The 1766-nt window shown below is 63.0% G+C and carries 2 protein-coding genes; both read right to left on the bottom strand.

Annotated elements, in window-relative coordinates; translation table 11 throughout:
- Positions 1-329: 329 nt before the first annotated feature.
- Positions 330-524, bottom strand: a complete 195-nt coding sequence (locus tag AC1D1P_RS22420) for a CsbD family protein (protein WP_477674505.1) — start codon at positions 522-524, stop codon at positions 330-332.
- 198 nt (positions 525-722) lie between these two features.
- The coding region (locus AC1D1P_RS22415) for a 3-hydroxybutyrate oligomer hydrolase family protein (protein ID WP_477674504.1) at positions 723-1766 on the bottom strand (1044 nt) is incomplete at its 5' end.

Raw genomic sequence — 1766 nt, 5'->3', positions numbered from 1 at the left:
GAAAGACTTTATGCCGGCAGGGGCGTGGACAACGGTGAAATTTAATGTGGGTCCCGCTACAGCAGACGGCGTCAGGCGAATTGGTTTTGCACCAGTCTTTAACTCACTACAACTACGTAGTCGCTGAAGTAAGTAGTTTCGCGGGTCACTCGCTGGAGTATTGCCGATCAATCGCGGCGCTGCTGGCGTGGGTGCACTGCTTTTTAAGGCACTGCCTGCCCCGCCACGCCAAAGCTGAAAATCAAACGCCCATAAAAAAGCGGCGCCAATGCGCCGCTGTTCTGGCTGCCCGGCAAGCCGGGCATGCTGGCTCCGAAGCCTCAAAGGCCTCAGAAGCCTTTGTTGCCCTTGGTCACGTCTTTAACGACTTCCTTGGCATCACCATAATTTTTCTGCACAGAGCCTTCCACCTGTTTGACCAAGCCCTTGGCTTGCTGGTCCTTGCTGCCCACGAGCTTGCCGGCAGCTTCCTGTGCCTTGCCAGCTGTGTCTTTGGCTGCGCCTTTGACTTGATCCTTGTTCATGATGACTCCTGATGAATTCGACGGGAAGGTCCAGGAAACCCTGGCGAGACCCTTGCGAGGCCATCGCGAGGGGTATCCCGGGCCAACGTTCGTCGTGTCACGTCAGCCAGTTACCAAGATACCGGGCTGCCGGGAACGCAGCGTAGGCCAAGCACCCAAACGCATGTCGGTGCCTGTTTGCCTGTGCACCTTCATCACTCAATCAGCCACCGTCACCACATTGCTGGAGAACGTGATCCGGTCCGGCGCGTCCGCCTGTAGCTTGATGGGCGGCACATTGGCGGGCGTGATCGGGTTGGGCGTGGTGCCACTCAGGCCGCGCGGCACAGTGCGCACCACCTGGCTGGCCGGCAGCGGTGCGCCGGTTTTGAGGTGGGCATACATCATGTCCATGGCCTGGATGAAATAGCGGTGCAGCGGCACCAGCCGCTGGCCATAGCCGGGGAACCCCAGGAAGGCATCAAAGTGCTGGGCGTTGRTGACTTCGACGTACGAGAGCTTGCTGCGCGAACCCTCCACCATCTTGTTCAGGCCAAAGTAGGGGCGCGAGGTAAACGCCACCGGCACCAGCGTGTCAGAGCGGCCATGCACGATCAGCGCAGGCTTGCCCTGCWGGTTGGCCGTGCGCAGCACCTGCTGGATGCCTTCGCGCACGCGCAGGGCGTCGGGGGTGTTTCCCGTGGCCAGGTTGCGCAGGCACAGGGCGCCGGCGCTGTTGTAGTCCTGCACGTTGCCGGCAGAGATGGAGGCCGAGTCCAGCATCGGGCCGCCGAGGCTGGCGTTGTTGACGATGTTGATGCCCACCGTGGGCGGTATGCCGTTGCCGGTGCCGAATGACGTGGCCAGCGGGCCCGCCGGCGCAGGCACCGGCAGGTTGGGTGTGGGCGAAGCGGCAGGCGCCGTGGCGGCAAAGCTGTAGCCGCAGAGGTTGTCCTGCACGCCGGCACGCCCGTAGGCATTGGCATACGTCAGCGCCACCGGCAGGGTGGCAAACGAATAGTGCGACGCCTGCAGGTCGTTGCCCTCGGGCTGCCAGCCTGCCTGCACCAGCGTGGCCATGGCGCTGCCCGCCTGCTCGGCCGTGGTGTTGCCGGCGACCATGCCGTTGGCCTTGAGCGCACTGCAGCGGCTCGCGGCAATGACCGGGTTGATGGTGTTGAAGACATTGGTGCCTGGAGAGGCCAGCGCGGCACACGGCTGCAGCAGGTTGGCCAGCGTGGTGTAGTCATACAGCGGCTTGCC

This window comes from Polaromonas sp. P1_E1_2, from assembly GCF_056406035.1.
Note: the sequence above shows the minus strand (reverse complement) of the source record. Positions and strands in the feature narration are given on the sequence as shown.